The 25,763-nt window shown below is 67.3% G+C and carries 31 protein-coding genes and 2 pseudogenes; 14 read left to right on the top strand and 19 right to left on the bottom strand.

The features are described 5' to 3' along the window. Nucleotides 1-28 precede the first annotated feature (28 nt). From putP to FNH13_RS00725, 3 genes are all read right to left on the bottom strand, one after another. Nucleotides 29-1,534, bottom strand: a complete 1,506-nt coding sequence (gene putP, locus FNH13_RS00715) for a sodium/proline symporter PutP (RefSeq protein WP_143781685.1) — start codon at nt 1,532-1,534, stop codon at nt 29-31. A gap of 77 nt (nt 1,535-1,611) precedes the next feature. After that, the gene (locus tag FNH13_RS00720) at nt 1,612-2,103 is read right to left on the bottom strand and encodes a DUF1269 domain-containing protein (RefSeq protein ID WP_143781686.1); all 492 of its coding nucleotides are present in this window, start codon (nt 2,101-2,103) and stop codon (nt 1,612-1,614) included. 82 nt (nt 2,104-2,185) lie between these two features. Next, the gene (locus FNH13_RS00725) at nt 2,186-3,217 is read right to left on the bottom strand and encodes an MsnO8 family LLM class oxidoreductase (RefSeq protein ID WP_143781687.1); all 1,032 of its coding nucleotides are present in this window, start codon (nt 3,215-3,217) and stop codon (nt 2,186-2,188) included. A 26-nt stretch (nt 3,218-3,243) separates the two neighbouring features. Here FNH13_RS00725 and FNH13_RS00730 point away from each other — a divergent pair, with 26 nt between their 5' ends. The 4 genes from FNH13_RS00730 to FNH13_RS00745 all read left to right on the top strand — a co-directional run bounded on the left by FNH13_RS00730 (nt 3,244) and on the right by FNH13_RS00745 (nt 6,324). Then, a complete protein-coding gene (locus FNH13_RS00730; RefSeq protein ID WP_143781688.1) occupies nt 3,244-3,624 on the top strand; it encodes an ankyrin repeat domain-containing protein in 381 nt (126 codons plus the stop codon). Nucleotides 3,625-3,686: 62 nt separating this feature from the next. After that, nucleotides 3,687-4,589: a GNAT family N-acetyltransferase gene (locus FNH13_RS00735; protein ID WP_143781689.1), complete on the top strand. Its 903-nt coding sequence runs from the start codon at nt 3,687-3,689 to the stop codon at nt 4,587-4,589. Beyond that, complete coding sequence (locus FNH13_RS00740; RefSeq protein ID WP_143781690.1) at nt 4,586-5,263, top strand: HAD family hydrolase; 678 nt, start codon at nt 4,586-4,588, stop codon at nt 5,261-5,263. The genes FNH13_RS00735 and FNH13_RS00740 overlap by 4 nt, the downstream gene beginning before the upstream one ends. Next, nucleotides 5,260-6,324 (top strand): pyridoxal-phosphate dependent enzyme, encoded by a 1,065-nt coding sequence (locus FNH13_RS00745; protein WP_143781691.1) that lies wholly within the window; start codon nt 5,260-5,262, stop codon nt 6,322-6,324. Before FNH13_RS00740 ends, FNH13_RS00745 begins: the two co-directional genes overlap by 4 nt. Before the next feature lie 87 nt (nt 6,325-6,411). Here the strand turns inward: FNH13_RS00745 and FNH13_RS00750 are convergent, their stop codons facing one another. After that, nucleotides 6,412-6,657 (bottom strand): hexameric tyrosine-coordinated heme protein, encoded by a 246-nt coding sequence (locus FNH13_RS00750; RefSeq protein ID WP_143781692.1) that lies wholly within the window; start codon nt 6,655-6,657, stop codon nt 6,412-6,414. Between the two features lie 215 nt (nt 6,658-6,872). Between FNH13_RS00750 and purU the strand changes: the two genes are divergently transcribed. Further along, nucleotides 6,873-7,775, top strand: a complete 903-nt coding sequence (gene purU / locus FNH13_RS00755; protein ID WP_143781693.1) for a formyltetrahydrofolate deformylase — start codon at nt 6,873-6,875, stop codon at nt 7,773-7,775. 386 nt (nt 7,776-8,161) lie between these two features. Here the strand turns inward: purU and FNH13_RS20040 are convergent, their stop codons facing one another. The 6 genes from FNH13_RS20040 to FNH13_RS00785 are packed head-to-tail and all read right to left on the bottom strand — an operon-like array spanning nt 8,162 to nt 12,710. After that, on the bottom strand, nt 8,162-8,467 hold the full coding sequence (locus tag FNH13_RS20040) for a 2-oxo acid dehydrogenase subunit E2 (protein WP_228266514.1): 306 nt from the start codon (nt 8,465-8,467) through the stop codon (nt 8,162-8,164). Between the two features lie 7 nt (nt 8,468-8,474). Further along, nucleotides 8,475-9,317: a CoA transferase gene (locus tag FNH13_RS19390; RefSeq protein ID WP_143781694.1), complete on the bottom strand. Its 843-nt coding sequence runs from the start codon at nt 9,315-9,317 to the stop codon at nt 8,475-8,477. A gap of 47 nt (nt 9,318-9,364) precedes the next feature. Continuing rightward, nucleotides 9,365-9,856, bottom strand: a complete 492-nt coding sequence (locus FNH13_RS00770) for a hypothetical protein (protein WP_228266515.1) — start codon at nt 9,854-9,856, stop codon at nt 9,365-9,367. Beyond that, entirely contained in the window at nt 9,853-11,364 is a 1,512-nt protein-coding gene (locus tag FNH13_RS00775; RefSeq protein ID WP_143781695.1) for an amidase, read from the bottom strand. Before FNH13_RS00775 ends, FNH13_RS00770 begins: the two co-directional genes overlap by 4 nt. Nucleotides 11,365-11,421: 57 nt before the next feature. Further along, nucleotides 11,422-11,724 (bottom strand): type II toxin-antitoxin system PemK/MazF family toxin, encoded by a 303-nt coding sequence (locus FNH13_RS00780; RefSeq protein WP_143781696.1) that lies wholly within the window; start codon nt 11,722-11,724, stop codon nt 11,422-11,424. 41 nt (nt 11,725-11,765) lie between these two features. After that, nucleotides 11,766-12,710, bottom strand: a complete 945-nt coding sequence (locus FNH13_RS00785) for a cold-shock protein (protein ID WP_143781697.1) — start codon at nt 12,708-12,710, stop codon at nt 11,766-11,768. A gap of 108 nt (nt 12,711-12,818) precedes the next feature. Between FNH13_RS00785 and FNH13_RS19895 the strand changes: the two are divergent. Both FNH13_RS19895 and FNH13_RS19785 read left to right on the top strand, forming a co-directional pair. After that, nucleotides 12,819-12,965, top strand: a pseudogene (locus tag FNH13_RS19895) (Fic family protein); the annotation flags it as partial. After that, nucleotides 12,966-13,139, top strand: a complete 174-nt coding sequence (locus tag FNH13_RS19785) for a hypothetical protein (protein WP_321169207.1) — start codon at nt 12,966-12,968, stop codon at nt 13,137-13,139. On the opposite strand, the gene FNH13_RS00795 is transcribed toward FNH13_RS19785, so the two are convergent. Continuing rightward, nucleotides 13,125-13,274: a toxin-antitoxin system HicB family antitoxin gene (locus FNH13_RS00795; protein ID WP_143781699.1), complete on the bottom strand. Its 150-nt coding sequence runs from the start codon at nt 13,272-13,274 to the stop codon at nt 13,125-13,127. The two genes, FNH13_RS19785 and FNH13_RS00795, sit on opposite strands and share 15 nt — an antisense overlap. Nucleotides 13,275-13,586: 312 nt before the next feature. Between FNH13_RS00795 and FNH13_RS00800 the strand changes: the two genes are divergently transcribed. From FNH13_RS00800 to FNH13_RS00815, 4 genes are all read left to right on the top strand, one after another. Continuing rightward, nucleotides 13,587-13,868 carry a type II toxin-antitoxin system RelE/ParE family toxin gene (locus FNH13_RS00800; protein WP_143781700.1) on the top strand — a complete coding sequence of 94 codons (282 nt, stop codon included), beginning with the start codon at nt 13,587-13,589 and terminating at the stop codon, nt 13,866-13,868. A gap of 14 nt (nt 13,869-13,882) precedes the next feature. Then, nucleotides 13,883-14,179, top strand: coding sequence for a HigA family addiction module antitoxin (locus FNH13_RS00805; protein WP_143781701.1), 297 nt, complete (start codon nt 13,883-13,885; stop codon nt 14,177-14,179). 85 nt (nt 14,180-14,264) lie between these two features. Next, nucleotides 14,265-14,546 (top strand): type II toxin-antitoxin system Phd/YefM family antitoxin, encoded by a 282-nt coding sequence (locus FNH13_RS00810; RefSeq protein WP_165699958.1) that lies wholly within the window; start codon nt 14,265-14,267, stop codon nt 14,544-14,546. Further along, nucleotides 14,527-14,805: a type II toxin-antitoxin system RelE family toxin gene (locus FNH13_RS00815; RefSeq protein ID WP_143781702.1), complete on the top strand. Its 279-nt coding sequence runs from the start codon at nt 14,527-14,529 to the stop codon at nt 14,803-14,805. Before FNH13_RS00810 ends, FNH13_RS00815 begins: the two co-directional genes overlap by 20 nt. 181 nt (nt 14,806-14,986) lie before the next feature. On the opposite strand, the gene FNH13_RS00820 is transcribed toward FNH13_RS00815, so the two are convergent. The 5 genes from FNH13_RS00820 to FNH13_RS00845 all read right to left on the bottom strand — a co-directional run bounded on the left by FNH13_RS00820 (nt 14,987) and on the right by FNH13_RS00845 (nt 20,573). Further along, on the bottom strand, nt 14,987-16,408 hold the full coding sequence (locus FNH13_RS00820; RefSeq protein WP_143781703.1) for a serine hydrolase domain-containing protein: 1,422 nt from the start codon (nt 16,406-16,408) through the stop codon (nt 14,987-14,989). A gap of 379 nt (nt 16,409-16,787) precedes the next feature. Beyond that, entirely contained in the window at nt 16,788-17,537 is a 750-nt protein-coding gene (locus tag FNH13_RS00830; RefSeq protein ID WP_165699959.1) for a class I SAM-dependent methyltransferase, read from the bottom strand. A 472-nt stretch (nt 17,538-18,009) separates the two neighbouring features. Then, nucleotides 18,010-18,378 (bottom strand): hypothetical protein, encoded by a 369-nt coding sequence (locus tag FNH13_RS00835; protein WP_114905512.1) that lies wholly within the window; start codon nt 18,376-18,378, stop codon nt 18,010-18,012. Between the two features lie 546 nt (nt 18,379-18,924). Next, a complete protein-coding gene (locus FNH13_RS00840; RefSeq protein WP_202878839.1) occupies nt 18,925-19,485 on the bottom strand; it encodes a nucleotidyltransferase domain-containing protein in 561 nt (186 codons plus the stop codon). A 140-nt stretch (nt 19,486-19,625) separates the two neighbouring features. Further along, on the bottom strand, nt 19,626-20,573 hold the full coding sequence (locus FNH13_RS00845; protein ID WP_143781705.1) for a phosphotransferase family protein: 948 nt from the start codon (nt 20,571-20,573) through the stop codon (nt 19,626-19,628). Between the two features lie 344 nt (nt 20,574-20,917). Between FNH13_RS00845 and FNH13_RS18880 the strand changes: the two genes are divergently transcribed. After that, a complete protein-coding gene (locus tag FNH13_RS18880) occupies nt 20,918-21,556 on the top strand; it encodes a hypothetical protein (protein ID WP_165699961.1) in 639 nt (212 codons plus the stop codon). 205 nt (nt 21,557-21,761) lie between these two features. Beyond that, complete coding sequence (locus FNH13_RS00850; RefSeq protein ID WP_165699962.1) at nt 21,762-22,898, top strand: amidohydrolase family protein; 1,137 nt, start codon at nt 21,762-21,764, stop codon at nt 22,896-22,898. A 256-nt stretch (nt 22,899-23,154) separates the two neighbouring features. Here the strand turns inward: FNH13_RS00850 and FNH13_RS00855 are convergent, their stop codons facing one another. From FNH13_RS00855 to FNH13_RS00865, 3 genes are all read right to left on the bottom strand, one after another. Further along, nucleotides 23,155-23,556 carry a hypothetical protein gene (locus tag FNH13_RS00855; protein ID WP_143781707.1) on the bottom strand — a complete coding sequence of 134 codons (402 nt, stop codon included), beginning with the start codon at nt 23,554-23,556 and terminating at the stop codon, nt 23,155-23,157. Between the two features lie 401 nt (nt 23,557-23,957). After that, on the bottom strand, nt 23,958-24,845 hold the full coding sequence (locus tag FNH13_RS00860; protein ID WP_143781708.1) for a phosphotransferase enzyme family protein: 888 nt from the start codon (nt 24,843-24,845) through the stop codon (nt 23,958-23,960). Beyond that, the gene (locus FNH13_RS00865) at nt 24,820-25,566 is read right to left on the bottom strand and encodes a class I SAM-dependent methyltransferase (protein WP_321169208.1); all 747 of its coding nucleotides are present in this window, start codon (nt 25,564-25,566) and stop codon (nt 24,820-24,822) included. The genes FNH13_RS00860 and FNH13_RS00865 overlap by 26 nt, the downstream gene beginning before the upstream one ends. 58 nt (nt 25,567-25,624) lie before the next feature. On the opposite strand from FNH13_RS00865, the pseudogene FNH13_RS19900 reads away from it, so the two are divergent. Beyond that, nucleotides 25,625-25,708 (top strand): annotated as a pseudogene (locus FNH13_RS19900) (mycothiol transferase); the annotation flags it as partial. Nucleotides 25,709-25,763: the final 55 nt, after the last annotated feature.

Below are 25,763 nucleotides of genomic sequence, written 5' to 3' on the forward strand. Positions count from 1 at the left end.
TGCCACGGAGGAGAGGCTTGGCTCAGCCCTACCGCACCGAGGTGACGAGCTCGCTGGCTGTGTCGAACTCGTCCTCCAGCTCGGGGTTCTCCTGATAGGTCATGTTGCTGACGACAATCGCCACGACCAGGTTGAGCAGGAAGCCCGGCAGGATCTCGTAGACGGTGAAGATCGAGGCGTCCGTCCAGCCCTCCAGTGCATCCCACAGGAAGACGGTCACCGCGCCGGTGATCATGCCGACCAGGGCGCCCCAGTTGCTGAGCTTGCGCCAGAACAGGCTGAGCAGCACGATCGGCCCGAAGGCGGCACCGAAACCGGCCCAGGCAAAGCCGACCAGCTCGAGGATGGTGTCGTTGGGGTTGAGAGCCAGCAGGATCGCGACGAGCGCCACCCCGAGGACGCACAGCCGGCCCAGAAGCACGAGGCGCTGCTGGCTGGGCGGCTCCTTGGCCCGGACCCGATAGAGATCCTCCACCAGCGCCGAGGAGCAGACGATCAGCTGGCTGGACAGGGTCGACATGATCGCCGCGAGCACCGCGGCCAGCACCAGGCCGGCGATGAACGGGTGCAGGAGGGCCTGGGACATGACCAGGACGATGGTCTCGGGGTTGTCCAGGGTGACGTCGCTGCGCTGGATGTAGGCGATGCCGATGAACCCGGAGACCACCGCTCCGACGAGGGAGACGATCATCCAGGTGATGCTGATGCGACGGGCCGGCTTGGCGCTCGCGACGCTGCGCAGCGCCATGAAGCGCACGATGATGTGTGGCTGACCGACATAGCCCAGGCCCCAGGCCAGTGAGGAGATGATCCCGAACCACACCAGGGTGTCCATGTTGGCGGGGAACAGGCCGGACAGCTCCGCGCCGGACTCGCTGATGCCGTCCTGCACGTCGGACAGCCCGCCGACGGTGAAGAAGGCGATGAGCGGCACGATGACCAGCGCGATCACCATCATCAGCCCCTGCACCACGTCCGTGAGCGAGGCTCCCAGGAACCCACCGAAGAGGGTGTAGAGCAGGGTGACGCCGGCCACGAGCAGCATCCCGACCTGATAGTTGGAGTCGAACGAGGACTCGAAGAAGACACCACCGGCGACCATGCCGGAGGAGACATAGAAGGTGAAGAAGATGAGGATGATCAGGCCCGAGACGATGCGCAGCAGCCGGGACCGGTCGTGCAGCCGGTTCTCGAAGAAGCTGGGGATCGTGATGGAGTTCTGCGCCACCTCGGTGTAGGCGCGCAGGCGGGGCGCCACGACGAGCCAGTTGAGGTAGGCACCCACCGTGAGACCGATCGCGATCCAAGCCTCGATCAGCCCGGCGGCGTAGATGGCGCCGGGCAGGCCCATCATCAGCCAGCCCGACATGTCGGAGGCACCGGCGCTCAGGGCTGCCGTCATGGGGTTGAGCCCACGCCCGGCGAGCATGTAGTCCTCGTGGCTGCTGGTCTTGCGGAAGGCGTAATAGCCGATTCCGATCATCGCCAGGAAGTAGACACCGATCGCGAGCAACTGGAAGTTGGTGTCGGACATAGGAGTCTCCCGTTCGTAGGGCCAGCGAGTCTAGCGAGGAATCTCCTGAGTGAACAGGGAAACGCGCAGTCTGGTGCCTACTCCTGCTCGCCCGCCAGGTCCGCGGCGAGCTCAGCCTCGTCCTCCTCCGAGAGGGAGGTCTGCAGCACGGTTCCGCCGAACTCCGCCATGGCCTTGTTGAACTTGTCCTCGGTGATCTTGCCGGCCATGACCACCACCGCCGCGCTGCCCGGGGTGAGCATGCCCTCGACGCGCTCCCGGAAGGACCTGTCGATCCCGGCCTTGCTCAGCTTGCCGCTGAGGGCACCGAAGGCCCCGCCGAGCAGCAGCCCCAGGCCGGGGGCCAGGAAGAGCAGGCCCACCAGGACTCCCCAGAGTCCGCCGGCGGTGGCCGAGGCACCGACGATCTTCTGCGGCATCTCGACATGCTTCTTGCCCTTGTCGTCGATGTGCACCGTGGCCAGGCCGTTGAGTTCGACGACGAAGTCTCGCTGCAGGTCCATCACCTTGTTGTAGGCGCGGTCTGCCGTCTCGTGGTCGTCGTAACCGATGATGATGAGTTCAGACATCTAAGGTTCTCCCAGATCCGGGGCCGCCGAGCTAGTCCCGGGAGCGCACCCACTCAGTATCCCGCACCCAGGGGTGCGCGCGCTATACCCCCTGCGGATGACTTTGGTCAGTTCCCCTGTGCTGCAGCCGAGCAAGGGCGGCATCGGACGCGTCCTGCGCAGCTCGATCGAAGGTCGAGCTGAAGGCGATGACCTCGGCGGCACCGGTGCGAGCGACCAGGTCGCGCAGTCTCTGGGCGACCTGGTCCGCCGTGCCGTGCACGGTGCGTTCCACGTGCTCCTCCACCAGTGCCTGCTGACGGCCAGTGAGCCCGTGCGGCTCATGGTCCGACAGGGGTGGAAAGGCGCCGGTGGACCGCGACGCCACCATCGCCCAGGCCTCGGGCAGCGCAAGGTCGCGAGCGCGCTCCGGGGTCTGGGCGATGAGGACGTCTGCACTGATGATCAGGTGCGGCTCGGGCCAGTGGGCGCTGGGGCGGAACTGGCGCCGGTAGTCGGACAACGGCTCCAGGTCGCCGTGGAGCACCGGCCCACCAACCACGACGGGGAGCCCACGCTCTGCGGCGGTGGCGAGTCCGGAACCGGTCGCGAGGACAAAGAGGGGTGGTGCGGCGATCCCGGGTGGCATGACGGTCACCGGCCTGGTGTCGTCGAGGAACTCCTGGAGGGCGCCCAGGTCCTGCGCGAAGTTCTCGGGCCGGTACTGCGTGACACCGAGCGCTTCGCGCACCGGGGCTGTGAATCCGAGGGACCGCCCGACGCCCAGATCGATGCGGCCGGGGTGCAGGGCCGCCAGCATCCGAGCCTGCTCCGCCACGATGAGCGGCCGGTGGTTGGGGAGCATGATCCCGCCCGAGCCGACCCGGATCCGTCGGGTGGCGGCTGCGACCGCCGCCATCAGCACCGGCGGACTCCCACTGGCGATCCCAGGCACCGCGTGGTGCTCGGCGACCCAGAACCGGTGGAATCCGAGCTCCTCGGCGCGCACGGCCCGATCGACGGTGGCCCGCAGCGCGACCCCCGCCTGCTCACCCTGACGGATGCGGGAGCGGTCGAGCAGGGAGAGCGGCACGCCCAGGACCAGCGCGCTCGGAGTCTGCGTCAGCCCATCCATAGTGACGTCGACCGTACGCTGTCACGATGGAGGAACCCAGCCAGGAGTCGGTCGAGTTCGCCCACCAGCTGATGGATCTCGCGCGGCAGGGGGCGACGGCTCAGCTCGTTGCCTATCTGGACGCCGGGGCTCCACCCAATCTCACCGACGCATCGGGCAACACGCTGCTGATGCTCGCGGCCTATCACGGCCACGCCGACCTGGTCCGTGAGCTGGCGTCCCGAGGAGCCGACGTCGACCGGCTCAACGACCGCGGACAGTCGCCTCTGGCGGGCGCGATCTTCAAGGGTGAGCCGGCCGTGGTGGCCGCCCTGCTGGAGCATGGCGCGGACCCCGAGGCGGGAGCGCCGACTGCTCGCGCGACGGCCGAGATGTTTGGCAAGACCGACCTGCTCCCGCCCCCCTGACACCTCCTCGACGACCGGAAATCCCGATGCGCCGCCCCCCGCAGACGTGATGCGATCACCGCATGACGATCACACTGGACCGGCCAAGGCTGCGTGACCTCGACGGCGTCGTCGAGGCGCTGCGCAGTTGGCAAGAGGACAGCACACCCTTCCAGCTGCACCCGGGCGACCTGGGTTGGCTCTGGCGCACGGGAACCGACGCCACGACCGCTGCTGTGCGCACCTGGACGCGCGACGGTGGGCTGGTCGCGATCGGCATACTCGACGGCCCTGACCTGCTCCGCCTCGCGATGGCACCGACGGCGCACCGGGACGAAGAACTGGCCCAGCACCTGGCAGCGGATCTGTCGGCACCGGAGCGGGGAGTGTTGCCAGCCGGGACGGTGTCGCTGGAGTCACCTCCGGGAGCGCTGCTGCCCGAGCTCCTCGACGAGTCCGGCTGGCACGCCGATGAGGTGTGGACCCCGCTGCGTCGCGACCTGAGCGACCCCGTCGAGAACCCGGGAGTCCGGATCGAGACGGTCGGACCAGCCGACGCTCCGGACTGGGCGCGGGTGCAGAAGTCCGCCTTCGGCTCCGCCCTGAGCCTGGAGGAGATGGTGCACCGCTGGCACGCGATGGCTCAGGGAATCCCGTATGCCGATGCCCGCTCCCTCGTCGCCCGCGACAGTGCCAACGCTGCCGTGGCAGCGATCACCGTGTGGTCGGCGGGGCCGGGACGCTGTGGTCTGATCGAGCCGATGGGTGTGCACGAGGACCACCGCGGCCACGGATACGGCCGTGCGATCACGATGGCCGCAGCGGCGGCGCTGCGCGACCTCGGATCCTCGGCCGTCCTGGTGGCCACGCCCAGCGCCAACGTCGGCGCCGTCGCCGCCTATCGGTCAGCTGGGTTTGCGGCGCTGCCCGAGAGGGTGGACCGTCAGCGGCCCCCACACCGCGGTTCGGCCACCATAGGGGCATGAGCGACACATCTGCCCCCATCGCCGCCATCGTCTTTGACATGGACGGTGTGCTGACCGACACCGAGACCATCTGGGACGAGGTGCGCCGCGGCCTGGCCGCGCAGGATGACCTCCCGTGGCCCGAGGGTGCCACCGAGGCGATGATGGGTATGTCGACCCCCGAGTGGGCGCACTACCTCACCACCACCGTCGGCATCCGCGGGGACGCCGCCCAGCGCACCCTGGAGGGGATGGCCGCACGCTATCGCCAGCACCTGCCGACGATGCCCGGCGCCGTGGAGGCAGTGCGTCGGCTAGGCTCGCGCTGGCCGCTGGGGCTGGCCTCGTCCTCACCCCGCACCCTGATCGACTCCTCGCTGGAGGCGCTCGGCCTGACCGACCAGTTCCAGGTGTCGGTCTCGACGGAGGAGGTTGCTGCCGGCAAGCCCGCACCGGACGGCTATCTGCGGGCCTGCGACCTGCTCGGCGTCGACCCGGGCTCGGCCGTGGCGATCGAGGACTCCAGCAACGGGATCCGCTCCGCCGCCGCCGCAGGACTGCAGGTCATCGCCATCCCGCACCAGGCCTTCCCCCCGGCCCAGGACGCGCTGGCCCTGGCCGCCGTCGTCGTGGGCAACCTCGATGAGGTGACCCCCGACCTGGTGGCCGGACTCGCCGGATCGGCAGACCGATGACGCTCTGGTTCAGCAATCCCGCTGCCCGACAGTGGCCCTCGACCGACGGTGCAGCAGTCGATGCCGTCCGTGTCTTCCACCGCGGTCTGGACGGCTATGCGCCGACGCCTCTGGTCGACCTGCCTGCCCTGGCCGCCGAGCTCGGTGTGGGCCGGGTGCTGGTCAAGGACGAGTCTGCGCGCCTCGGGCTGCCCGCCTTCAAGATCCTCGGGGCCTCGTGGGCCTGTCGGCAGGCGCTCGATCGCACTCCGGGGGCCACGCTGGTGACCGCCACGGACGGCAACCACGGCCGGGCAGTCGCGCGGATGGCCCGCGAACTGGGCACGGGCGCAACGATCTTCGTCCCCGCCGTCATGCCGGAGAGCACCGCGACGCTCATCGCCTCCGAAGGCGCCGAGGTCATCCGGGTGGCCGGTGACTATGACGAGACGGTGCGCACCGCCGCCGCGTATGCCGACGAGCAGGGAAGTGCGTCCGGCGCACCCCGCGCACTGGTGCAGGACACCGCCTGGGAGGGATATGAGGAGGTGCCGCAGTGGATCGTCCACGGCTACGCGACGCTGCCCGAGGAGGTGGACGAGGCGCTGGGCCGTCAGCCGGACCTGTTTGCCGTCCCGGTCGGGGTGGGCTCGCTGGCTCAGGCAGTCGTGTCCCACTACCGTCACGGGACCAGCGGCACCCCCGGCACCCCCCGCACCAGTGTCCTCGCGGTCGAGCCCGACTCAGCGGCGTGCGTGCTCACCAGCCTGCGCGACGGCATACCCACCTCGGTGCCCACCGCAGCGACGGTGATGGCGGGCCTGAACTGCGGCACTGTCTCCAGCCTGGCCTGGCCGGTGCTGCGCGAGGGGTGTGACGCCGCGGTGGCGGTCAGCGACGAGGCGGCACTGACCGCCTCCCGCGATCTCGGCGAGCTCGGCGTCTCATCGGGACCGTGCGGTGCCGCCACGCTTGCCGGCGTGCGGGCAGCCCTCAGTGATCCGGACCGCAGGGCAGACCTCGCCTTGCCTCCGGACGCCGTCGTCGTCCTGCTGTCGACGGAGGGCGTCGACTCGGCCTGACCGCGAGTCTGACCGTCGGCACTGGCCCGTCTCGGCCTGACCCGCTCGGCCGTTGCTCCGCTGACCGACGACCCGATCAACCTGGGGTCAGACGCTGTCCCCGCGCCAGTAGTTGTTGGCGGCTGCGATCGTGGCGAACTCGACGGCCACGACGTGGCCCGCCGCCGTCAACGAGTCGGCGCTCGTCGCGTAGCCGGGCCGCAGCACCTGCCGGACCTCCGCGTCGGGCTGCATCGCCCCGATCGTCTTGCGGGCCATGGTGATCGCCAGTTCGCGGCCCTCCTGCGGCGTGGCGGTGATCAGTGTGTTTCCCGGGACGAGTTCCACGGTCATCCTTCTCCTCTGTCGGCGGTGTCCGCTCCAACGCGGTCCTGTCTGCCGATCGTGGCACCGAACGCGATCCTGATCCATGCTCCATATGCGGTAAACCCGAGATATGGCTCCAGTGGGGAGAGGTGGCTACGCACCGCATCCCTCGGCGATGAGTCCGACCCGGACCCGCTAGTGCCAAGATGTCCGAACGGCGATCGTCCAGGGAAGGAACCCTCATGACCCAGCCAGCTCCCCCACCGGCACCCGGCGGGCTGCCCCAGGGTCCGGCATACGTCCTGACCCTTGACGCTCCGGAACGCCCCGGTCTCGCCCACTTGGTGACCGGCTTCCTGCAGGACTGGCACGCCGACATCCTCGAGCTCAAGCAGTTCGACGACTTCCGCGCCGGACGCTTCTTCCTCCGGGTCCACTTCGTGCTCGACCAGGCACATGACGACCCCGGTGAGGAGGGTCTGCGCACGGCCTTCACCCCGCTGGCCGAAGGGGTCGAGGGGGCGTTCACGATCCGTGGCGCAGCGACCCGACGGCGTGTGCTGATCATGGTCTCCAAGTTCCCCCACGCCCTCAACGACTTGCTCTTTCGCGCCCGCAACGACGAGTTGGGCGCCGAGATCGTGGCGGTGGCTTCCAACCATCCGGACTCCCAGCAGCTCGTGGAGTGGCATGGGGTCCCGTTCTTTCACATCCCGATCACCCGGGAGACCAAGCGCCAGGCCGAGGCTGAGCTGCTCGAGCTCATCGACCGGTTCGACGTGGAACTGGTGGTGCTGGCGCGCTATATGCAGATCTTCAGCGACGACCTGTCGCGACGGCTCAGCGGGCGAGCGATCAATATCCACCACTCGTTCCTGCCCAGTTTCAAGGGAGCCAAGCCCTATCACCAGGCGTATGACCGTGGGGTCAAGACGGTCGGGGCCACCGCGCACTATGTCTCCAGCGACCTGGACGAGGGGCCGATCATCGCGCAGAGCGTGCAGGAGGTGGACCACGCCTTCGGTCCCGAGGAACTGATCGCGACCGGTCGGGACACCGAGTGCAAGGCACTGTCCAACGCCGTCCGCTGGCACTGCGAGGGTCGGGTCTTCCTGCACGAGCACCGGACCGTGATCCTGCGCTGACCTTGGGGGTCGTTTGCCAGCAGCGGCAGGCCCGACTCCTGCCGGGCCGTCCGCGGCATACTCCGCGGCGAAGGCGTCATAGTCGGTGCCCACTGCTCAGCTCTTCCACGAGGAGAGTGTCTCGATGGTGTCGCCGACTGCGTGGAGAGCCCGGCGGTCCTGCTCGCTATCCTGTGAGGTGGCTTCGGCCCAGCCCGCACCCTCCTCCCCCGGCGCCACCCTTCCGACCCTCCACTCCGGTCCGACCCCGCCGCACCCCCGCCCTCCACTCCCGGCGTCGACGCGGCCTTCCTCGCCCGTCTTCGAGCCGGACATGTCTCTGACAGCCGGTTATTTCCGGCTGCGAGAGACATATCCGGCTGCAAGTTGCCTCAGAGTCACGGTCATCAGCGTCTCGGGCCGCCAGGGCAGCCCACCACCGAGCTTCTGGGGACCAAAGACGCCCTGAAGCGGGAACAGGCGGGCGACGCGATCGGCATACTGGCGCTGCTGGCCTGGATCACCGTGGCCGGGTTGCAATAGTTCCCCGAGCTGACCGACGGTGAGCGCGACGGCATGCTGACGCTCGCGCAGCTCACGGATGGGGCGTTCACGCAGTCGGCGACATAGCGCAGGAATCCGCCTGCCGTGCCTCCGTCGCACACTCGGTGGTCGAAGATGAACGACAGCTGGGTGACCTTGCGCCGCGCCACCTGTCCTTCATGCGCACCTGACGAGCGGGATGTCGTGCTCGTTGGCCCAGGTCTGCCAGTCGGTGGCGGTGCGCTCAGCGAAGACCTGGCTGAGCCGCTCCCGGGTGCAGTCCTCGGGTGAGAGGCGAAGGGCAACCAGCAGCGCCTTGGTGAAGTGCGGCTCGAGAGCGGCCAGGGCGATCTGGCCATCCAGAGTGTCGTAGACGCCATAGACGGGCAGGCCTCCGCCGAGCAGTTGCCCGGGGCCCGTCAGGCCGGCGCGCAGCGGGCCGGAGAGGGTCTGCGCGAGGTCCGACAGTGGCACCTCGCGACGGACCCCCTCCCCCAGGCGGGCGCGTGCGATGAGTGCGGCGCAGGCTTCCGCAGCCGCCCGCTCGGAGCCGGCGAGGTCGACCATCAGGGCTGACGGCATGCGTCCGTCGACGATGAGGCCGTGCCCTGCCTGGTAGGTCAGGTCATGACCGGCGGTCTCTGCCTGGTCTCCGGGGTAGCCGACGATGTCGACCTGGCAGAGCTGTGGGTGCCGCGCGTGCACGCTGGTGAAGTCCAGGTGCAGTCTTCGCAGCGCGGACGGCCGCGAGGAGGTGATCAGGATGTCCGCGGTCGCGAGCAGGTCGTCGAGATCGGACTGGCCGGCCTCTGACTTGAGGTCGATGGTGCGCAGCTCCTGACCGACGTGCAGCTCATCGAAGTAAGCCCTTGCGTACTGCTGCATCGGGTCCCCGCCTGGCGGGAGCACTGTCACCACGGCGGCGCCCTGGGCGGCAAGCCGCGCGACGGCGGCCGGGCCGGGCAGGTTGATCGCGATCGAGACGACGGTGATGCCGTCGAGAGGTTGGTCGTTGCTCATGGTGCTCACTCCCGTGCAGTGTCTGTGGTTGGTCCGTCAAGCCGGGGTTACAGGTTGCGGGAGACCGAGAGCCCGATCCCGACGACCACGCTGAGGATGAGGAAAGCCACAAACAGCAGGTATGCCGTGGCGAGCGGCCGCTGCTCCTGCCGGAAAGTGCGCACTGCGGCGGCCCAGGACGCCAGCGCCCCCACGAGCAGGACGCTGCCGGCCACGACGAGCCACACCTGATCGAGGACGGTGCCGGCGATGATGGCCAGGCTGCCGACATTCCAGGCCGCGAGCTCGAGGAGCAGCCGGGGTGGCGGCACGGTGGCGACGGCAGGAAGCCACGCACGTCCCGCGCCAAAGACTGCCTGCGCGACCCCGACCACGAGGACCAGATAGGCCGCGGCCCAGGAGCCGTGCCTCAGATCGAGCGGGCCGGTGACGGCAGCGACCAGTCCGCCGGCGAGCACGCCGAGGAGGGCCAGGCCGACAAAGGGACGCGCCACCCGCCACCGAGCACGGGAGATCAGCAGGTCGTCGGAACGGTTCACCTCTCCACTGTGCCAGCGTCCCCTGGGGCGTCCCTCAGGGGCCGGAGTTGAGGGCGTCGCTGCGCCCAGGGACGGGCAGCCTCCAGCTGGGAGGCGAGCCGCAGCAGCACTCCCTCTGAGCCGAGCGAGCCGACGAACTGCGATCCGATCGGCAGGCCGTCCGGCGTCCAGTGCAGCGGCACGGACATGGCCGGACGACCGGTCATGTTGGCGAGCTGTGTGTAGGGCACCCAGCTGTGGTTGGCGCCGATGATCTGGTCGATGAGCGACGTGAACCGCAGCAGCCCGGCACCCTTGACCTTGATGAGCCTGGCCTGCATGGCCTGCAGCCGCGGCGGCAGATCAAACGCCCCGATGCGCGGGGGTGGGGTCGCGGTGGTCGGGGTCAGCAGCAGGTCGTGGGTCTCGTGGAAGGCTGCAAGACGACGGATGTGCACCTGGCGGTTCTCGAGCGCCTGGATCAGCTCCATCGGTTTCGTCGCCCGACCGAGGGCGGCCATGGTGAGGGTGTCGGGCTCAAACTGCGAGTCGTCGGCACCACTCGCCCGCTTGGCAAGATCAACCTCGTAGGCGGCATAGGCAAACCAGATCGTGAGGAAGTCCCGAGCCAGTTCGGCGTCGTCGAACGGTGCCTGCTCGAGCTCGACCACCTCGTGACCTAGCTCGGTGAGCAGGTCGGCCGTGCTGCGCACGGCGGCGATCGCCTCAGGATGCGGGTCAGCGTTGATCGAGCTCGACGTGCACATGCCGACCCGGAGCCGACCCGGGTCCTGCCCCACCTCGTCGGCGTATGCCGTGCGCGGCACCGCCGCCAGGTATGGCGACTCAGCGGACGGCCCGACCAGGACGTCGAGCATCGCGGCACTGTCCCGGACCGTCCGCGAGATCACGCCGCTCGTGGCGATCCCACCCAGCGCCTCCGACACGGCCGGGCCGGACGGCACGAGACCGCGCGACGCTTTGAGACCGAAGAGACCGCACGCCGAGGCGGGGATGCGGATCGAACCACCACCGTCGCTCGCCGCCGCGCACGGCACGATGCCGGCCGCCACGGCCGCAGCTGCCCCGCCGGACGATCCACCCGGAGAATGGTCGGTGTTCCACGGGTTGCGGGCCGCTCCATAGACGGCAGGCTCGGTCACTCCCTTGGCCCCGAACTCCGGGGTGTTGGTCCTGCCAAAGATCACCAGGCCGGAGTCGAGCCACCGTTGCACCGCCGTCGCGGTCTCGGCGCGGGGCAACCCCACCAGCGACCGGCTGCCGTCGCTGCACGCCTGCCCCTCGACATACTGTCCGAGGTCCTTGAGCAGGAACGGGACCCCGGAGAACGGGCCGTCGATCCCCTCACTGGCGACCGGCGGGTCGAGGTCCATGACGACGGCGTTGAGCCGGGGGTTGACCTCGTCACGGCGCCGTCGGGCCTCAGTGAGCAGCTCATCCGGCGTGACCTCGCCCTGGCGGACAAGAGCGGCCAGCGAGACCGCATCGTGCACCTGGTAGTCCTCCACGTCGCCTCCGCGCGGTTGGTGAGTTCTTTGCGCTGAAGCCTAGGCGGGCGGCTCTGCTTATCGGGCGAGGCCCACGAAGGCCATCCGTGCTCTCTCGACCTCCACGAGGCTCTCGGGGCGAAGTCGTCCGACGCGAGAAACGACGTTGTCGCGCGGCACGGTCGTCAGTTTGTCGATCATGATCTGGCTCTCCTGCTGGAGGCCAGTGACCTCGTCAGCGTCGACCCGCACCCGTAGCAGAGGTGCGTCGACCAGCGTGCTGATCAGTGGTACGACAGTCACGGAAGTGGTGGCCTCGAAGAGGTCGGGCTTGGAAGCATGGACACCGCCGGCGACCGTCCACAGCTCACCGCGCCTCACTCCTCGTCCCAGGGACTGCTCGGACCGGCCCGCCGTCCCGCTCACACCCGTTCGACGCGGTCGGCCTGTGGTCCTCGATCACTCTGTCGCACCTGGTATCGGACCCGATCGCCCGGGTGCAGCGCCTCGGCGCCTCTAAGAACCGACACGTGCACGAACAGGTCCGCGCCTCCCGTGTCCGGCGCGATGAAGCCGAACCCCCGCTCCGTGTCGTAGCGCGCGACCACTCCCTCGCCGCCGCGCGCCGGGACGACCGATGGCTCCCGTTGTCCCGACCGACCGCTGCTCGTCGACGTCGCGGGTGCACCCCGCGGTGTCGAGCTGCGCACGAGGCGCACGTCGCGGGCCTGCGGGCCCTTCTCGCTCACGACGATGTCGTACGTCACCCGGTCCCCCTCGCGCAGCTCGGAGTGCCCGTCGGGCAGCGCCCGGATGTGGACGAAGACATCGGGGCCGCCCGACTCGGGGGTGATGAACCCGAAGCCCTTGTCCCCGTCATACCAGGTCACGGTGCCGTCCGCCCCGTCGGATGCCACGGCCTGCTGGCCGGCCTCTGCTCCCAGGGGGAGCAGATAGTCAGCCTGCGGTCCTTTCTCTCCGTCAACGACGAGGAACGCCACCCGTTGCCCCTCCGAGACCACGCCACCGACCATGATGGCCGAACTGTGCATGAAGATCTCGGCACCACCGCCGTCGGGCGCGATGAAGCCGTACCCCTTGGCAGGCTCATACCAGGAGACGGTGCCGAGCAGGCCCAGCGGTGTATCGGCGGTTTGGTCGGCGATGACCCGGACGCGGCGTGCCTGCGGGCCGCGGTCGCCCTCGCCGATCTCGAACTCGACCACCTGTCCCTCCCGGAGCAACTTCACTGCGCCGTCGCTGATGATCTCGGACGCATGCACGTACAGGTCCTCCGCCTCCTGCCCCAGGGCGATGAAGCCGAAACCCCGGTCGGCATCGAACCAGCGGACGGTTCCCTCGGTCACGTCTGACTCCTTCTCGAAACTGCGGTCGGTGTTCCCCCAGTGTCCCCGACGGGACTGAATGGCACGTCCTAGGACCTGGGCGTCGGTCCCGTACAGGACCTTGGCCTGCTGGACTCCGCAGCCCACCGCCCAAACGCCAGCGTCTTCGGACGTGACGCCTACCCCGACATCGACACCAAGGCTGGCCCGCTGCTGGAGTCCATCGTCGTCAACCACCCGCTCGTCGATAGCAACAAGCGACTGGGATGGCTGGCCGTGGTCGTGTTCTACGGCCTCAACGGTATCGACCTCCAAGCACCCGACGGCGACGCCTTCGACCTGGTGATAGCCGTTGCCAGCGGTACGGCCGACCACCAGATGGCCGCTCGTCACTTGGCCAAGTGGTACCAGCGCACGCAAACGGCTTGCGGCGGTCTAGGAAGCGTCTGAAAGGCGCCGTACGAGGTACTCGTTCAGGCTGAGGTGTTCCTGGGCGGCGTTCACGGCTAGCTGGCGGTGTAGGTGCTCCCCTACGCGCAGGTTGAATTTGCCTGGGTAGTTGCGGGTCGCAAAGGGCACGGGCACGGACTCGCCGGTTCTCGTACCGCACGTTGCGAGGGTTGGCTCTCATCGAGTCCATGATCTTCTCGACGGACGGCACGCTCTATGTAACTGCGGACGGTACCGCAACTCGACGACTGAGGGTCGTGCTTTCGCTGGGCTATCGGGCAAGATCAGGTGCCGGAGGATCGACGTGCAGGTATTGACCACTCCGTTGGCCTACCCCCGCGACTGGCCGTTTTGAGCAGCCCCGCGCGAGCATCCCGAACCACCTGCGGCAGGTGCGGTCGCTCGAAGGGCCTGGCAAGACATAACGCGACGCGTTATGCTGATCGTGTGATCAGGTCGTTCCGGAACACTGCGACGGAGCGTCTCTGGTCTCGCCAGCGGGCTAAGGGCGTCGACCCTCGGATAGAGAGGGTCGCCCTGCGCAAGTTGGTCATGCTGGACGCCGCCGAGACCCTGGACGACCTCAGGGTGCCGCCCGGCAACCGGCTCGAGGCGCTCAAGGGCGACCGGGCCGGCCAGCACAGCATCAGGATCAATCAGCAGTGGCGGATCTGCTTCGTCTGGACAGAAGCCGGTCCGCAGGACGTCGAAATCGTCGACTACCACTAAGGAGGCACCCAGGCATGACCGCGACAATCACCCCAATCCACCCCGGCGAAGTGCTGCTCGAGGAGTTCCTCGGACCCCTGGGAGTCACCCAGCACCACCTAGCCGTCTCCATCGGCGTGCCCCCACGGCGCATCAACGAGATCGTGCACGCCAAGCGCAGCATCACCGCCGACACGGCCCTGCGCCTGTCCCGCTACTTCGGGACCAGCGATCGGTTCTGGATCAACCTGCAGACCCGGTACGACCTGGAGACCCGCAGGGACGTCATCGGAGCCGACCTGGACCAAATCCACCCTCTCCAGACTGCCTGAGCCACATCACCCACGCGGCAAAGTCGGTACGGCAGGCCCAGAACAGGACGTTCACCTGCAGCCTAATAAGGCCACACTTGTGGCTATGACTGTGGATCCTGCGATGGCCCTGCGAGATGTGAAGAATCGGCTGTCCGAGGTGGTGGACCAGGTCGAGCGGGAGCATGACCGGGTCGTGATCACTCGTCACGGCAAGCCGGCGGCGGTGGTCATCCGCGCCGACGACCTCGAGTCGTTGGCGGAGACGCTGAAGGTCGTGAGCCGACCCAAACTCAACACACAGGTCCGAGACAGCCTTGCCGAGCTCGCGGCCGGCGAGGCCGAGGTCCTCAGCAAAGACGAAGTCGTTGCAACGCTACGCGCCTGATGGTGGAGCAGTACAGGTCGCGTGGACGCCGACGGCCAAGCGCGCCCTGCAGCGACCGCCCGAAAAGGTGGCTACGGCGGCTATCGAGGTCATCTACGGTCCACTCGCGAGCAACCCCCAGCGCGTCGGCAAAGCCCCGCGTTTCGACCTCGAAGAGCTGCACAGCGCTCGACGTGGTGACGACCGGATCCTCTACCGGATCAACGAGCGCGTGACCATCATCGCAATCGAACATCGTGCGGACGTCTATCGATCATGACCTCCGGCTGCAGCGGCGTTCCGCGGAACCCATCGAGCCAGTTCGTCCAGCGACCCACCAACGGCATGTCAGGACGGTTCTGCCTATTCGTAGTTGGTCCACATCCGAAGCGCAGCAAGATGGACGGTCACCAGTTCGCCATACCTTGAGCCGCCCACCACGGGGTCGGTCGACCAAGTCGTCACGGGGCGCTGAGCAAGCGGCGCAGCATGGTGGTCGCCTCGTCGTTGTCGGGGTCCAGCTCGACCGCCCGCTGCAGGTGCTCCGCTGCGGTCTGCAAGCGCCCGGCGATCTCGTGGGCCCATCCCGTGTTGCCCCACGCTGGGGAGGACCTCGGTTGGACCAGCCGCCAGAGCTCCAACAACGGCCAGGCGAGGTCGGTGCGATGCATCTCGATCAGACCCCATACCGCGTCCTCGAACCCCTCCTCGTCGACGTCCGCGGTCGGCGGGTCAGCAGCCGCGAGCCGACGGTAGAGGTCGGCGGCCGCTGACACCCCAGACCGCTCAAGCACGGACGCCAGCGGCACGGTCACCGGCGGGAGCGGCGGGTCGGCCGGCTCCCGCCCGAGCAGCACGTCCAGCGCCGCCCTGGTCAGACCGAAGATCGGGGCGGTGTTGCTGTTAGCCAGGACGCTGACCCCGAGCCCGAGTTCCGGCATCAGGGCCAGGTTGGTCGCGAAGCCGGGGTCGGAGCCAGAGTGGTTCACGACCAGGTGCTCACGGTGGGTCCCCCAGAACCAGCCGAGCGCCATGTGCGCGTGCCACTCGCTACCGCTCTCGACCACCGGCGTCCACATCACCTCGTGGGTCCCCGGGGACATCAGCCCGGCTCCGTCGGCGAGGTGGGCGACCATCCACCGCCCCAGCTCGGCGGCGCTGCTGTGCAGGGTCGAACTCGGTGCGTGCTTGCGCGTGTAGGGATACGCCCCCTCCACCACCTGCGGCGGTAGTCCCAGGTGGGGACTGGCGCCCAGATGGGGCGACACGTCGGCGCGCAGGAAGGTGCTCGTCGCCATCCCGACCCGGTCCAGCACCCGCTCCTTGAGATGAGCCTCGAACGACTGCCCGCCGATGGTCGCGACGAGGTGGCCGAGCAGTTCGTATGCCGAGTTGGAGTAGGCGAAGCCCGCACCCGGGTCCTGCTCCAGCGGCCAGCCTGCGACACGGGTCGCGAAGCGGGCCAGCGCCCCGCCGTCGAGCTCCGGCTCGTGCCATCCGTAGTCGCTCACGTCACCGATCCCGGACCGGTGGGACAGCAGCTGCCGGAGCGTGATCCCGCTCGCTGGCGGGTCGGCCCACTGCAGGGCAGGCAGGTATGTTGTGATGCTGGCGTCGAGGTCCAGCTCGCCGTCCTCGACCAGCTGCAGCACGGCCGTGGCCACAAACGACTTGGAGATCGAGGCCAGGTGGAACAGCGTGTCAGCGGTGACCGGCTCCCCCTTGGAGCGGTCCCGGGTGCCGAAGCCGCGGGCCGCGACCCTGTCGCCGTCGTGCACCACGCAGAGGGCCACCCCGGGCAGCGCCCAGGTCTCGACGACACGCTCGACGAACGGCCACAGCAACGCCTCGATGCGGTGCCCGGTGTTCGCACCGTAACTCACGGATCGAGGCTACTCCTGGGTGAGCTCTCCCGGCGTCGCCCGAACTGAATACGGGGAAGCGGGCGACCCTCAGCGACCGATGGAGTTCACCCGTTCCCAGGGCCATGCCTCGGCGAGCCAGGCGGCGACGGCGCCGGCGAGCGGCACGTCAGATCGGCCCGGTCTGCACGGACCCACGACTGGACGATCACGTCGTGGCCCGCAGACCTCGTGGGGTAGAGGTACACGCAGCCAATCACGTCGCTCTCCCCTGGGTCGAGCACGGTGAACGCGAACCCGGTCTCGGCGGCACGTCGGCGGAAGGTCGGAGAGATTGGCCTCGAGCGACATCCCGCTGAGCGGTGGCCAGTCACCGTCGGGGTAGCCCGGCGTACATGAGCTATGTCTCTCCAGTCGTGCTGCGGAGCAGGTGCAGGATCGTGACGTAGTGCTCGGTCACCGGCCCCGGTTGTGCCGCAGCAGCGGCTTGGACCGCGTCGAGTTCTGCTTGGTCCTGCCAGTCGCTGAAGGTTGCGAAGAGGGCACGGATCTGGGTCGCGTCCAGGTCGGTCTGCCATGGCCATTCCCAGGTACGGACCAGTCGGAACCTACTCCCCGCTTCCAGCTCCGCCACCGTTGGTCGCGGCTCCAGCGGGTCGGTGCGTGGGATGGTCTCGTCCCGACCAGCGACGATCTCATCCACGGCTCGACGGAATGGCGTCTGCACTCGCGGGTCCCCGAACACCGTCCGCCAGACCGCAAGAAGCCCACCTTGCTCCAACGCCTGGCCGAGCCTGGGCAGCACCGTTGGCAAGTCGACCCAGTGCATGGACGTGGCCGCCACAACCGAATCGAATCGGTGCGCAGCCAGGTCCACGTCTTCGATCTGCGAGACCAGCACGCTCGCTTCTGGGCACGCCTGCCGGAGACGGGCGGCCAGCTCGGGGCCGGGTTCGACCGCGAAGACCGCGCCTCCGCGACGGACGAGCTCACCGGTGGCCTCACCGGTGCCGGCTCCGATCTCCAGGACCCGACGTCCTGGTCCAATCACTCCCTGCTGGACCAGTGTGTCGTAGAGCTCGCTGGGATAGTCAGGCCGCGCCGCCCGGTACGACGCAGCGATCGACTCGAAAAGCCCGGGGTCCCTCATGCCCACATTCTTGCCGCGCCGAGCCTCCGCACGGTCACCGGACATCCGACCACCGAGCAGTTGGGGGTGCCGTCTGCCCGGAGTGCTGAGGGTTACGGCCTACACAGAGACGGTCACCTCGACGCAGCGCCTCCACTGCGATGTGACTGGCAGGGCAAACACCTCTAACTAGAGGTGATCACAACAGGACAGATCGATAAGGGACCGGAATGTTACATACGCACGGTTGCTGCGCAAGGCGTGATCGACTCCTGCCCTATCGATAAGCAGGAGGAATGTTACATAGGTTGGGCGGCTGTGCAAGATTGGCTGCTGTCGAGATGCAGCGGAGGTTGCACAACCCTGAGCGGCGAACCTTGCACAATCGAGTCCGTCGCGGCTGGTCGCGCAAAGTAGGCGTTCTCTGTCGGCGGCATGTGCGGATACTTACTCGTCCAGCCTGCGATGAGCGCAGCTGGCTGCGCCCCGAAGGTCAGCCGACGAGGTCCTCAAGTGTCGGCTCAGGGCACTTCTCGAGCATGCGGGGGCCTTGGTCTGGTGGTACCGCGGCGTGAGGGTTCCAGGTCTCGACGTTTGTCCCCACAGCCGCGGCACGGTGTGCCTCCACGAACACGTCCTCGGAGGGAGGCTCAGGGACCGTTATCCCTTCGGCTTCTAGACAGGCTGCGACCTCCAGGTTGAGCGCGAAGTATGCCCGGATCTCGGCATCGCTGAGTGGCTGATAAGTCGGCAGCGGCCCCGCTTCCAGCGTGCATGCGTCGAGATCCTGGTTGTAACGTTCGCCAACCTCGGGTCCGGGATCCACACCGTCGTAGGTGATGCCTCCGCCATCATCAGTCAACTTAACTGGCCAACCTCGCTCAGTCAGGCACGACATCACGCTGGTCTGGAAATCATTCGCACGTTCGATCTCTGCCGACCGCGGCTCAGTCTCACCTGTGCCAACAGATTCTTCTGAGGCATCACTCGAGCAACCACTCACGACCAGCACCACTGCTAGCGCGCCAACACGGAGCGATCTGGACCACATAGATATCCTCCTTGGTCAGGGCTCGAGACCCACCCATCGCGCCCGAGCGCCAATTCTGGGCGAGCAGTGCCCAGCACTGACTCCCACACTATGGGCGGTCCCTCCGAATACCGTCCGACTCTCGGCATGAGGGTGAAACAACGAGCCTTGCGCGGCGCGTCGGTGAGGGTCTGCCCTCGCTTCGATCGGACCGCCACGCGCGACGACATCGCATCGACGAACGCCTATGCCACATAGAAGTGGGCGTTGGCTGCATTGTCGAGATGCAGCGAAGACTGCACACCGGCACGCGTGGCATCTTGCACGAACACCGTCCCTGGCCAGCGGTCGCGCAAACATCGCGCGGAACGTGGCAGATCAGGACGTCAGTGGAAGTATCCAGTCGTGGTCAGGGCAGACCAGGGATAGGGCTTGGGCAAGCCAAGCACGTTGGTCCGCAGCGAGCAGCGGGAGTGCCGTCTGGAAGTCTTGCTGGTCCTTCTCCCGTGGCGCCGAGGCCTTGTAGAAAAGCTGAATCTCGGGGGCCAGGTACGGGATACCCGCTGGGGACGTTCTCCTTGCGTGCGCGAGCGGCATCCGCACTCGGTGGTCGCGACGGGAGATGAGGTCCTCCCCGTCGGACTCGTCGAACATGAGCTGCAGCTGCCAGGAGGAGGATCCGCGCCGGCGGCACCAGATGTCGTGCACGCCCTGGTACAGCGTTTCGCCTGCCTGCCATGGGCGCAGGGTGCCGGGAGGGTCAGCTGCGAAGAACTCCCAGCCGGCCAGATGCTCTTGCACGGCGTGCTGGTCGCGTCGCAGCACGAGGACGTCAGTGTCGCCATGCGGTCGGGTCTGTCGTCCGATGAACAGGTCGATGGCCCATCCACCTGCAATGAACCACATGCAGTCTGCGCCGGTGAACAACTCGGCGACCACAGATGGGGTCAGGGGCACCCAACGTGCAGCGACGTCCACGGATGCGTCCACCGGAACATGGTCGCACCGCGTGACTGACCGAGGGTCCGGCGGTCCTCGCCCCTGGCGGCATGAGGGTGCGCTGGGTGGTAACGCCGACGTTAGCCGAGACGTCGGAGTGCGTCCTTCAGTGTGGTTTCGACGCGCTGGGTCGCGCCCGTCTCGTCGAAGGTGCGGCGGCCGGCGACCTGGCGGCGGATCCATGCGGGTTGTTGGTCGTCGTGGTGCAGCAGCGCGTAGATGTCCCACCAGGGGTCCAGGCTCTGTCCGATGATGAGCTCGTACTGCGACCGGAGTTGTTGTGCCCACTCGGGAGAGTGCAGCGCAGCTAAGTAGCGACGGCAGTGCCCGATATCGACCGCGCGCGGGCCGCGGTGGATCCCGTTCCAGTCAACCAGGCCGGTGACCTTGCCCCTGGACCACAGCACGTTGACCGGCAAGAAGTCGCCGTGCAGAAAGACGGCCGGGACAGACGCTGGTGTTTCGCGAATTACTGCGAACGCCGCGGTCCACACCCCGTGCTGGTGAGCCCCGGCCGGCACCCGCAACTCGTGTCGCGGGGCAATCCACGAGTCCTGCCAAGGGCGCAGCATCGGCGCGGGAAGATCCAGCGCGTGCACCCTGGCCGCAAGTTCTGCGATCGCGCGCAGCCAGGACCCGGGGTCGGCGGGGGTGAGATCGACATGGCCAGGAAGGTGGGTCATCAGCACCGATGGTGCCCCACCGGTCCGATCCCCGTCGATGTCTGCGGCGATGACCCGCGGAACCGGCAAGCCGCTGTCGGCCACCACCGCGAGGTTCTCCACCTCTTGGCGCACCGCCTCATTGAGACCCAACGCGCCTGGGTACTGACGAAGCACATACGAACTGCGGACACCGCCCCGCTCGACCGTGATCCGGTGGACAACAGACGAGACACCACCCGTCATCCGCCGACAGCCGGTGACACGACCCCCTCCCGTGCCGATGGAAGCAGCCACCCACTCAAGCGTCTCCGCCGACGGTCGACTCCGCGAGAACGACCCAGCCCTCCAATCAGCATCCGGCATGACCGTTCACGCTACCGCTCAACGAGCATCAGCTCCGCACCCTCGGCATGAGGGCGAGATTCCGACCCTTGCCTGCTACCAGGCTGCCTTGCCCGAAGGCCCGCGGGCCAGGACGGCCGCCCGCTCGGGCGAGCCGCCGTGCCCAGAGGCATCAGGGACCGTGCCAGCGAAGATGGCAACGCGGAATCGCAGGAGTCCGTAACACGCGGTTTATGACACATACGAACCCGGTTTGTGACATCTTCGCTGCATCTCGACAATAGGTAGCAAACCGACCAAGGCCCACCCAACACTGAGTTACCTTTCACATAACGTCACCCTATTGATTCAAACGAGGGACGTTTGTGAACGATTGGCTGCATCTCGACAGCATCTGTCGAGATGCAGCGAAGATTGCGGGCCTGTCAGCACGGAACCTTGCGCGATCGAAGGCGGTGAGCTTCGTCGAGCAGGGTAGGCGCGGGTCAGTTAGGATTCTTGGCACGTTCGACCAGACCGATTGGGGTGTGGGCATGATTTTCGGAAGACGACGACGTCAGGAACCAGACCCGCAAGTAGTGGCGGTGGCGCGGTTCCGTTACGTGATGCGCACCGCGGACGAGGAGCTCCTCAGTAAGATCCTGGGCGAGGGTCTTGCGAGACTCACCGAGGCCGAACGAGTGGACTGGGTAGAGGCGCTGGCTCAACACCACCTCGTGCTGCGGATCGCGAACACGGACGCCGACGCACTCACCAGGGAGGTTCTGAGCCGGGTGTCAGAACGCGGTGCCGAAGGCCGGACCTGTCTGGCTGACTCGCACACCGCAGCCTTGGTTGAATCAGTTCGCAGATCTGGCGCGGTCAGCCAGGCCTACGAGGGCTTCTTGTCATCCCCGGAAGCGGCGGAGGCCGGGGTCCCCGACGTCGGGGACGGCGTGGCTCAGGGGCGGCCAGTACCCCAGCCACCTGCCTTCCTGGGGACTCATGCGGGCGGACGTCGCTGAGATCGACAACGTGCAGCTCAGCCGCCGCTCGTTCGGCGCAGGTCTGCTCGGGGTGGTCCTGGCCGGCTGCAGTTCGGCGGATCCTGGCGATAGCCCAAAGCTGACCAGCGGTCCGGTTCCGTCGTGGTCACCTCCAGCGCATCCGCGACCGTTGCGCCCTGACGTCGTGCTCCCTACGCAGTTCAGCTCGCCCAGGCCGACGCTGATGACCGATGTCCTCATCTTTGACGGAGAGGTGCTGAGGGGGCCCACTGACCTGTTCTTGCAGGACGGCTTGATCAGTAGAGTGGGAGAGGGACCAGTTCCCTCTGGCGCTGAGGTGGTGAATGGCGGCGGCAACACCGTGCTACCAGGGCTGATCGACTCCCACGTCCACTACGATCCGCCGACCGCCCTCATTCCCAGCGCCGTCCGCTTCGGCGTGACCACCCAGCTGGACCTCTACAGTGCCCCGGACCCGAAACGGACTGCTGAACTGAAGCGCACGGGGATGCTGGAGGAGTCTGATCTGATCACCGCCGGATTCCTGGCCACGGCGCCCGGCGGGCACCCGCCCCGCAACAGTGACCTCCCGCGGCTGGAGCATCCGGAGGAGACCGAGTCCTGGGTGGATGCCAGGGTCGAGGAAGGGTCCGAGTTCATCAAGGTGGTCGTGGAGAGTACGGACATGCCGACGCTGCGTCCTGAGACAGTGTCAGCGCTGGTCCAAGCGGCCCATAACCGGGGCCTGATCGTCGTGGCGCACGCCAACTTCCTGGACGACGTCACGGTGGCAGTCGAGGCGGGCATTGACGGTCTGGCCCACGCCTTGGCCGCCCCTGCCTATCCCGACGAACTGCTCACGCGGATGGTCGACCAACAGGTGTTCGTCACCACCACGATGGGCATCATCCACGACTCCGCTGACCGCGAGATCCTCAGGGACCCCCTGATGGAGGCCCTCTCAGCCTCAGCCAGAGCGCATCTAGGCCGGGGCCTGCGTGGCTACACCGACCTTTTCGACCCCCAAGAGTTGCGGCAAAGCGTGCAGCAGGCATTCCAGGCAGGGGTGCCGGTGCTTGCCGGCACCGACGCTCCCAACCTCGGAACTCTGCCGGGCGTCGGCTTACTCGTGGAACTGGACTTGCTGGTCTTGGCCGGCTTGTCACCCGTTGAGGCTCTGCGGTCGGCGACCTCCGCACCAGCGACCTCGTGGGGACTCCACGACCGCGGTCGCATCCATCCCGGGCTCCGGGCCGACCTCGTGCTCGTCGAAGGGAACCCCACCGAGGACATCACTGCCCTGCGGCGAGTTGTCCGGACATTTCGACTCGGGCACGCGGTAGAACCACTCACCACTTAGCGGAAGCCGCAGCACGGTGTGATTGTCGACCAAGCACGCGTGAAGCCAGCCCGTCACATATGTAACGCAGTACGTCTCCGTTCATCACGTGAAGGGATGTTTCATAGCAGGCGCGGCTGCGCAAGATTGGTGTAGGGGATGCAGCGAAAACTGCACGACAGACCTGCCAACCTTGCCCGACCAGGGTCTCGCTGCACGCTGGGCTCAGAGCGCAGGGCGGCCTTGCCACAGGTTTTGAAGCGATCCGACCCGAGCCCTACTGCGGAATCGGTTCGCCGATCTCGGACAGGAATGACCGAGCGAGATCCATCCACTCCTGAGGAGTAGCGCCCTCAACCCAGATCTCGAGGTACTCCTCTGGAGTCATCCCTCTGGGCGCGGTGTTGAGCGGGCTGCGGTCGTAGCCGTCGAACGGTGACGTGCTCTTCACGGCGAAGAGGATGTCCCGCGCCTGGGAGCTGCGGCCGTCGGCGGCACCACCGACCCGAACCGTGCGGAAGACCTTGGTGTCTCTCGCGGGCGGCCACTTCGCCCATGCGCGGTAAAAGGCGCCCTCCCACTCGTGGTGAGCCCAGTGCCAGGGGCCGTCAAAGCCTACGGCCGCGAGGGCCGCGAGCAGTCCTTCTGCTGTGTTCTTGAGCTTCTGCTGCTTGTTCATGTTGGCCCTTCTTAGTCGTCACAGGTCGTCCGGCGGCGTGACTAGGACGAGTGTCGCGAACGACGATTGCCTTGGAGCCGGTCCGCGCGCGCCTCACGTGGGAGGTGGAGGTGCTAGCCACGGTCCTGAACCAGCCAGAGCGTCCGTCCTACGAGCAGCGGCTCACGCTCGCGACGGCGCTAGCTCATCGTCGATGGGCCTTGGAGCGGTACCCCTCGCGAGACGAAGCCTGACGCTTCAAGGGTGTCTATGGATCGCCGATCTTACGTGCGCCATAGGCCTTGCCCTTCTTGGCCTGGTTGCGGTGGCAGGGCCGAGTTGCTGGAGCTGCACGCGGTAGCGCGGACACTGCATGGTTGGAGCTTGCGCCCGCAGCGGCATGTCTGGTCGATGCCAGAGTCTCAGCCCGAGTCGATGCCAAGCTCGGCAAGCCGTCTCCTGGCATCGAATAAGCCCTTTTCGTTCTCTGCCTGATCAATCACTCCTGTGAGCTCCGGGGCGGCCAATCGCCCGGCAAAGTACACACCTTGAACGACTTCCCTGAACCGCCGGAACACGTCGATGTGTAGCCACTCCTCAACTCCCAGCAGCCCTTGGGACTGGTACCTGGCGAGGAACGCCGCTGCGTGCTGTGTCCCGCCCAGGTACATCACAGCGGATGCAATGTCGTAGAGAACGGGACCTCGCCTTGCCCCCGCCCAGTCGACCAGGCCGGTCACCCCGGTTCGGTCGTCGTGGATGAACGCTTCTGGGGCAGGATCGGTGTGCAGCACAGACCAGGTGACGATCAACGGGTCGGTCTCGGCTCGCACCGTCTCGATGGCTACAGGGAGCCAAGGGTGAGCCGCAACCCCCGGCATCAGCGGTGAGAGCCAGTCCGGTGCAAACGTGGCGACTCCCGGTCCGCTAGTCGGGCTGTTAGCAGCGTGAACACGAGCCAGAGTGTTGGCTATCCATTCCTGCTCGTCATGAGCGTCGCCATCCAGTTCGCGGCCCGGCACATGCTCAAGTAGAGCCAAAGCGGGATCCGTCACGACGAGCCGGCCGTCCCGAGTGGGAACTGGTCGGCCCGTAACGAGTCCGGCCTCGGCGAGAGTCGTGGCCACTTGACACCCAGCGAGCAGATCCGCAACCCCAGCAGACGAAACGGACTTTGCGACGTACGCGGATCCCTGATGAACAACCGACCACGTCCGCGAATTCATGCCGCCACCCAGCGGACTCACGAGGGCCGACTCAAGACCCCAGAACCGCCTCAGGCTCTCAGTAGGGTCCCTCACGAACGGCATCTTTCTCTCCGGTCGTGCCGCGGAGCAGGTGCAGGATCGTGACGTAGTGCTCGGTCACCGAACCTGGTTGTGCTGCGGCAGCGGCCTGGACTGCATCGAGTTCTCCCGGGTCCCGCCAGTCACTGAAGGTAGTGAATAGAGCACGGACTTGGAGTGCGTCCAGGTCGATCTGCCACGGCCACTGCCAACTTCGGATGTGGCGGAATCTTCCCCCAGCTTCCAACTCCTCCACGGTCGGGCGCGGATCCAGCGGGTCACTGCGTGGGACGCTCGTGCCACGACCAGCGACGATCTTGTCCACGGCCTGCCGGAACGGCGTCCGCACCCGAGGATCCCCAAAGACCGTCCGCCACACGGCCAGCATCCCACGCGGCTCCAGTGCCTGGCCGAGCTTGGGGAGCATCGTCGGCAGGTCGACCCAGTGCATTGACGTGGCCGCCACCACCGAGTCGAACTGGCGCGCAGCCATATCCATATCCTCAAGCCGGGACACGACAACGGTCGCATCCGGGCACTCTCGCCGGAGGCGGTCGGCCAGTTCCGGACCTGGTTCGACTGCGACCACCTTGCTTCCGCGACGGACAAGTTCACCAGTGGCCTCACCACTGCCAGGCCCGATCTCCAGGACCCTAAGATCAGGCCCGATCACTCCCTGCTGCGCAAGGGTCTCGTAAAGCACAGTCGGGTACGGAGGCCGGGCGGTCCCGTACGAGGCTGCCACTGACTCGAAATGCCGCCGTCCTTCATGAACACCATCCTTTCCCAGGCAGCACCGACGCGCGCACTTTATCGATGAGACCGCCCGACACCTGGCGCATCTGGACCTGCTGCGGGAGCAACTCGACGGAGTTGGCAGCTACTGAGCGTGCTGACCATCTCGCGATGCCCCACACTGCGGTAGTTGCCCTGCCCCGCAAC

The sequence above is a fragment of the Ornithinimicrobium ciconiae genome, assembly GCF_007197575.1.
GTDB classification, from domain to species: Bacteria; Actinomycetota; Actinomycetes; order Actinomycetales; family Dermatophilaceae; genus Ornithinicoccus; species Ornithinicoccus ciconiae.

Excerpts from the sequence above, each read along its gene's own strand:
- FNH13_RS00750 (WP_143781692.1), bottom strand. The coding sequence starts at position 6,657 with ATGACCGTGGAACTCGTCCCGGGAAACACACTGATCACCGCCACGCCG.
- FNH13_RS00845 (WP_143781705.1), bottom strand. The coding sequence starts at position 20,573 with ATGCCGGATGCTGATTGGAGGGCTGGGTCGTTCTCGCGGAGTCGACCG.
- FNH13_RS00810 (WP_165699958.1), top strand. The coding sequence starts at position 14,265 with ATGACTGTGGATCCTGCGATGGCCCTGCGAGATGTGAAGAATCGGCTG.
- FNH13_RS00855 (WP_143781707.1), bottom strand. The coding sequence starts at position 23,556 with ATGAACAAGCAGCAGAAGCTCAAGAACACAGCAGAAGGACTGCTCGCG.
- FNH13_RS00720 (WP_143781686.1), bottom strand. The coding sequence starts at position 2,103 with ATGTCTGAACTCATCATCATCGGTTACGACGACCACGAGACGGCAGAC.
- FNH13_RS00725 (WP_143781687.1), bottom strand. The coding sequence starts at position 3,217 with ATGGATGGGCTGACGCAGACTCCGAGCGCGCTGGTCCTGGGCGTGCCG.
- FNH13_RS19390 (WP_143781694.1), bottom strand. The coding sequence starts at position 9,317 with ATGAGCAACGACCAACCTCTCGACGGCATCACCGTCGTCTCGATCGCG.
- FNH13_RS00860 (WP_143781708.1), bottom strand. The coding sequence starts at position 24,845 with ATGCCGTTCGTGAGGGACCCTACTGAGAGCCTGAGGCGGTTCTGGGGT.
- FNH13_RS00830 (WP_165699959.1), bottom strand. The coding sequence starts at position 17,537 with ATGAGGGACCCCGGGCTTTTCGAGTCGATCGCTGCGTCGTACCGGGCG.
- FNH13_RS00745 (WP_143781691.1), top strand. The coding sequence starts at position 5,260 with ATGACGCTCTGGTTCAGCAATCCCGCTGCCCGACAGTGGCCCTCGACC.
- FNH13_RS00805 (WP_143781701.1), top strand. The coding sequence starts at position 13,883 with ATGACCGCGACAATCACCCCAATCCACCCCGGCGAAGTGCTGCTCGAG.
- FNH13_RS00850 (WP_165699962.1), top strand. The coding sequence starts at position 21,762 with ATGACCGATGTCCTCATCTTTGACGGAGAGGTGCTGAGGGGGCCCACT.
- FNH13_RS00735 (WP_143781689.1), top strand. The coding sequence starts at position 3,687 with ATGACGATCACACTGGACCGGCCAAGGCTGCGTGACCTCGACGGCGTC.
- purU (WP_143781693.1), top strand. The coding sequence starts at position 6,873 with ATGACCCAGCCAGCTCCCCCACCGGCACCCGGCGGGCTGCCCCAGGGT.
- putP (WP_143781685.1), bottom strand. The coding sequence starts at position 1,534 with ATGTCCGACACCAACTTCCAGTTGCTCGCGATCGGTGTCTACTTCCTG.
- FNH13_RS00730 (WP_143781688.1), top strand. The coding sequence starts at position 3,244 with ATGGAGGAACCCAGCCAGGAGTCGGTCGAGTTCGCCCACCAGCTGATG.
- FNH13_RS00740 (WP_143781690.1), top strand. The coding sequence starts at position 4,586 with ATGAGCGACACATCTGCCCCCATCGCCGCCATCGTCTTTGACATGGAC.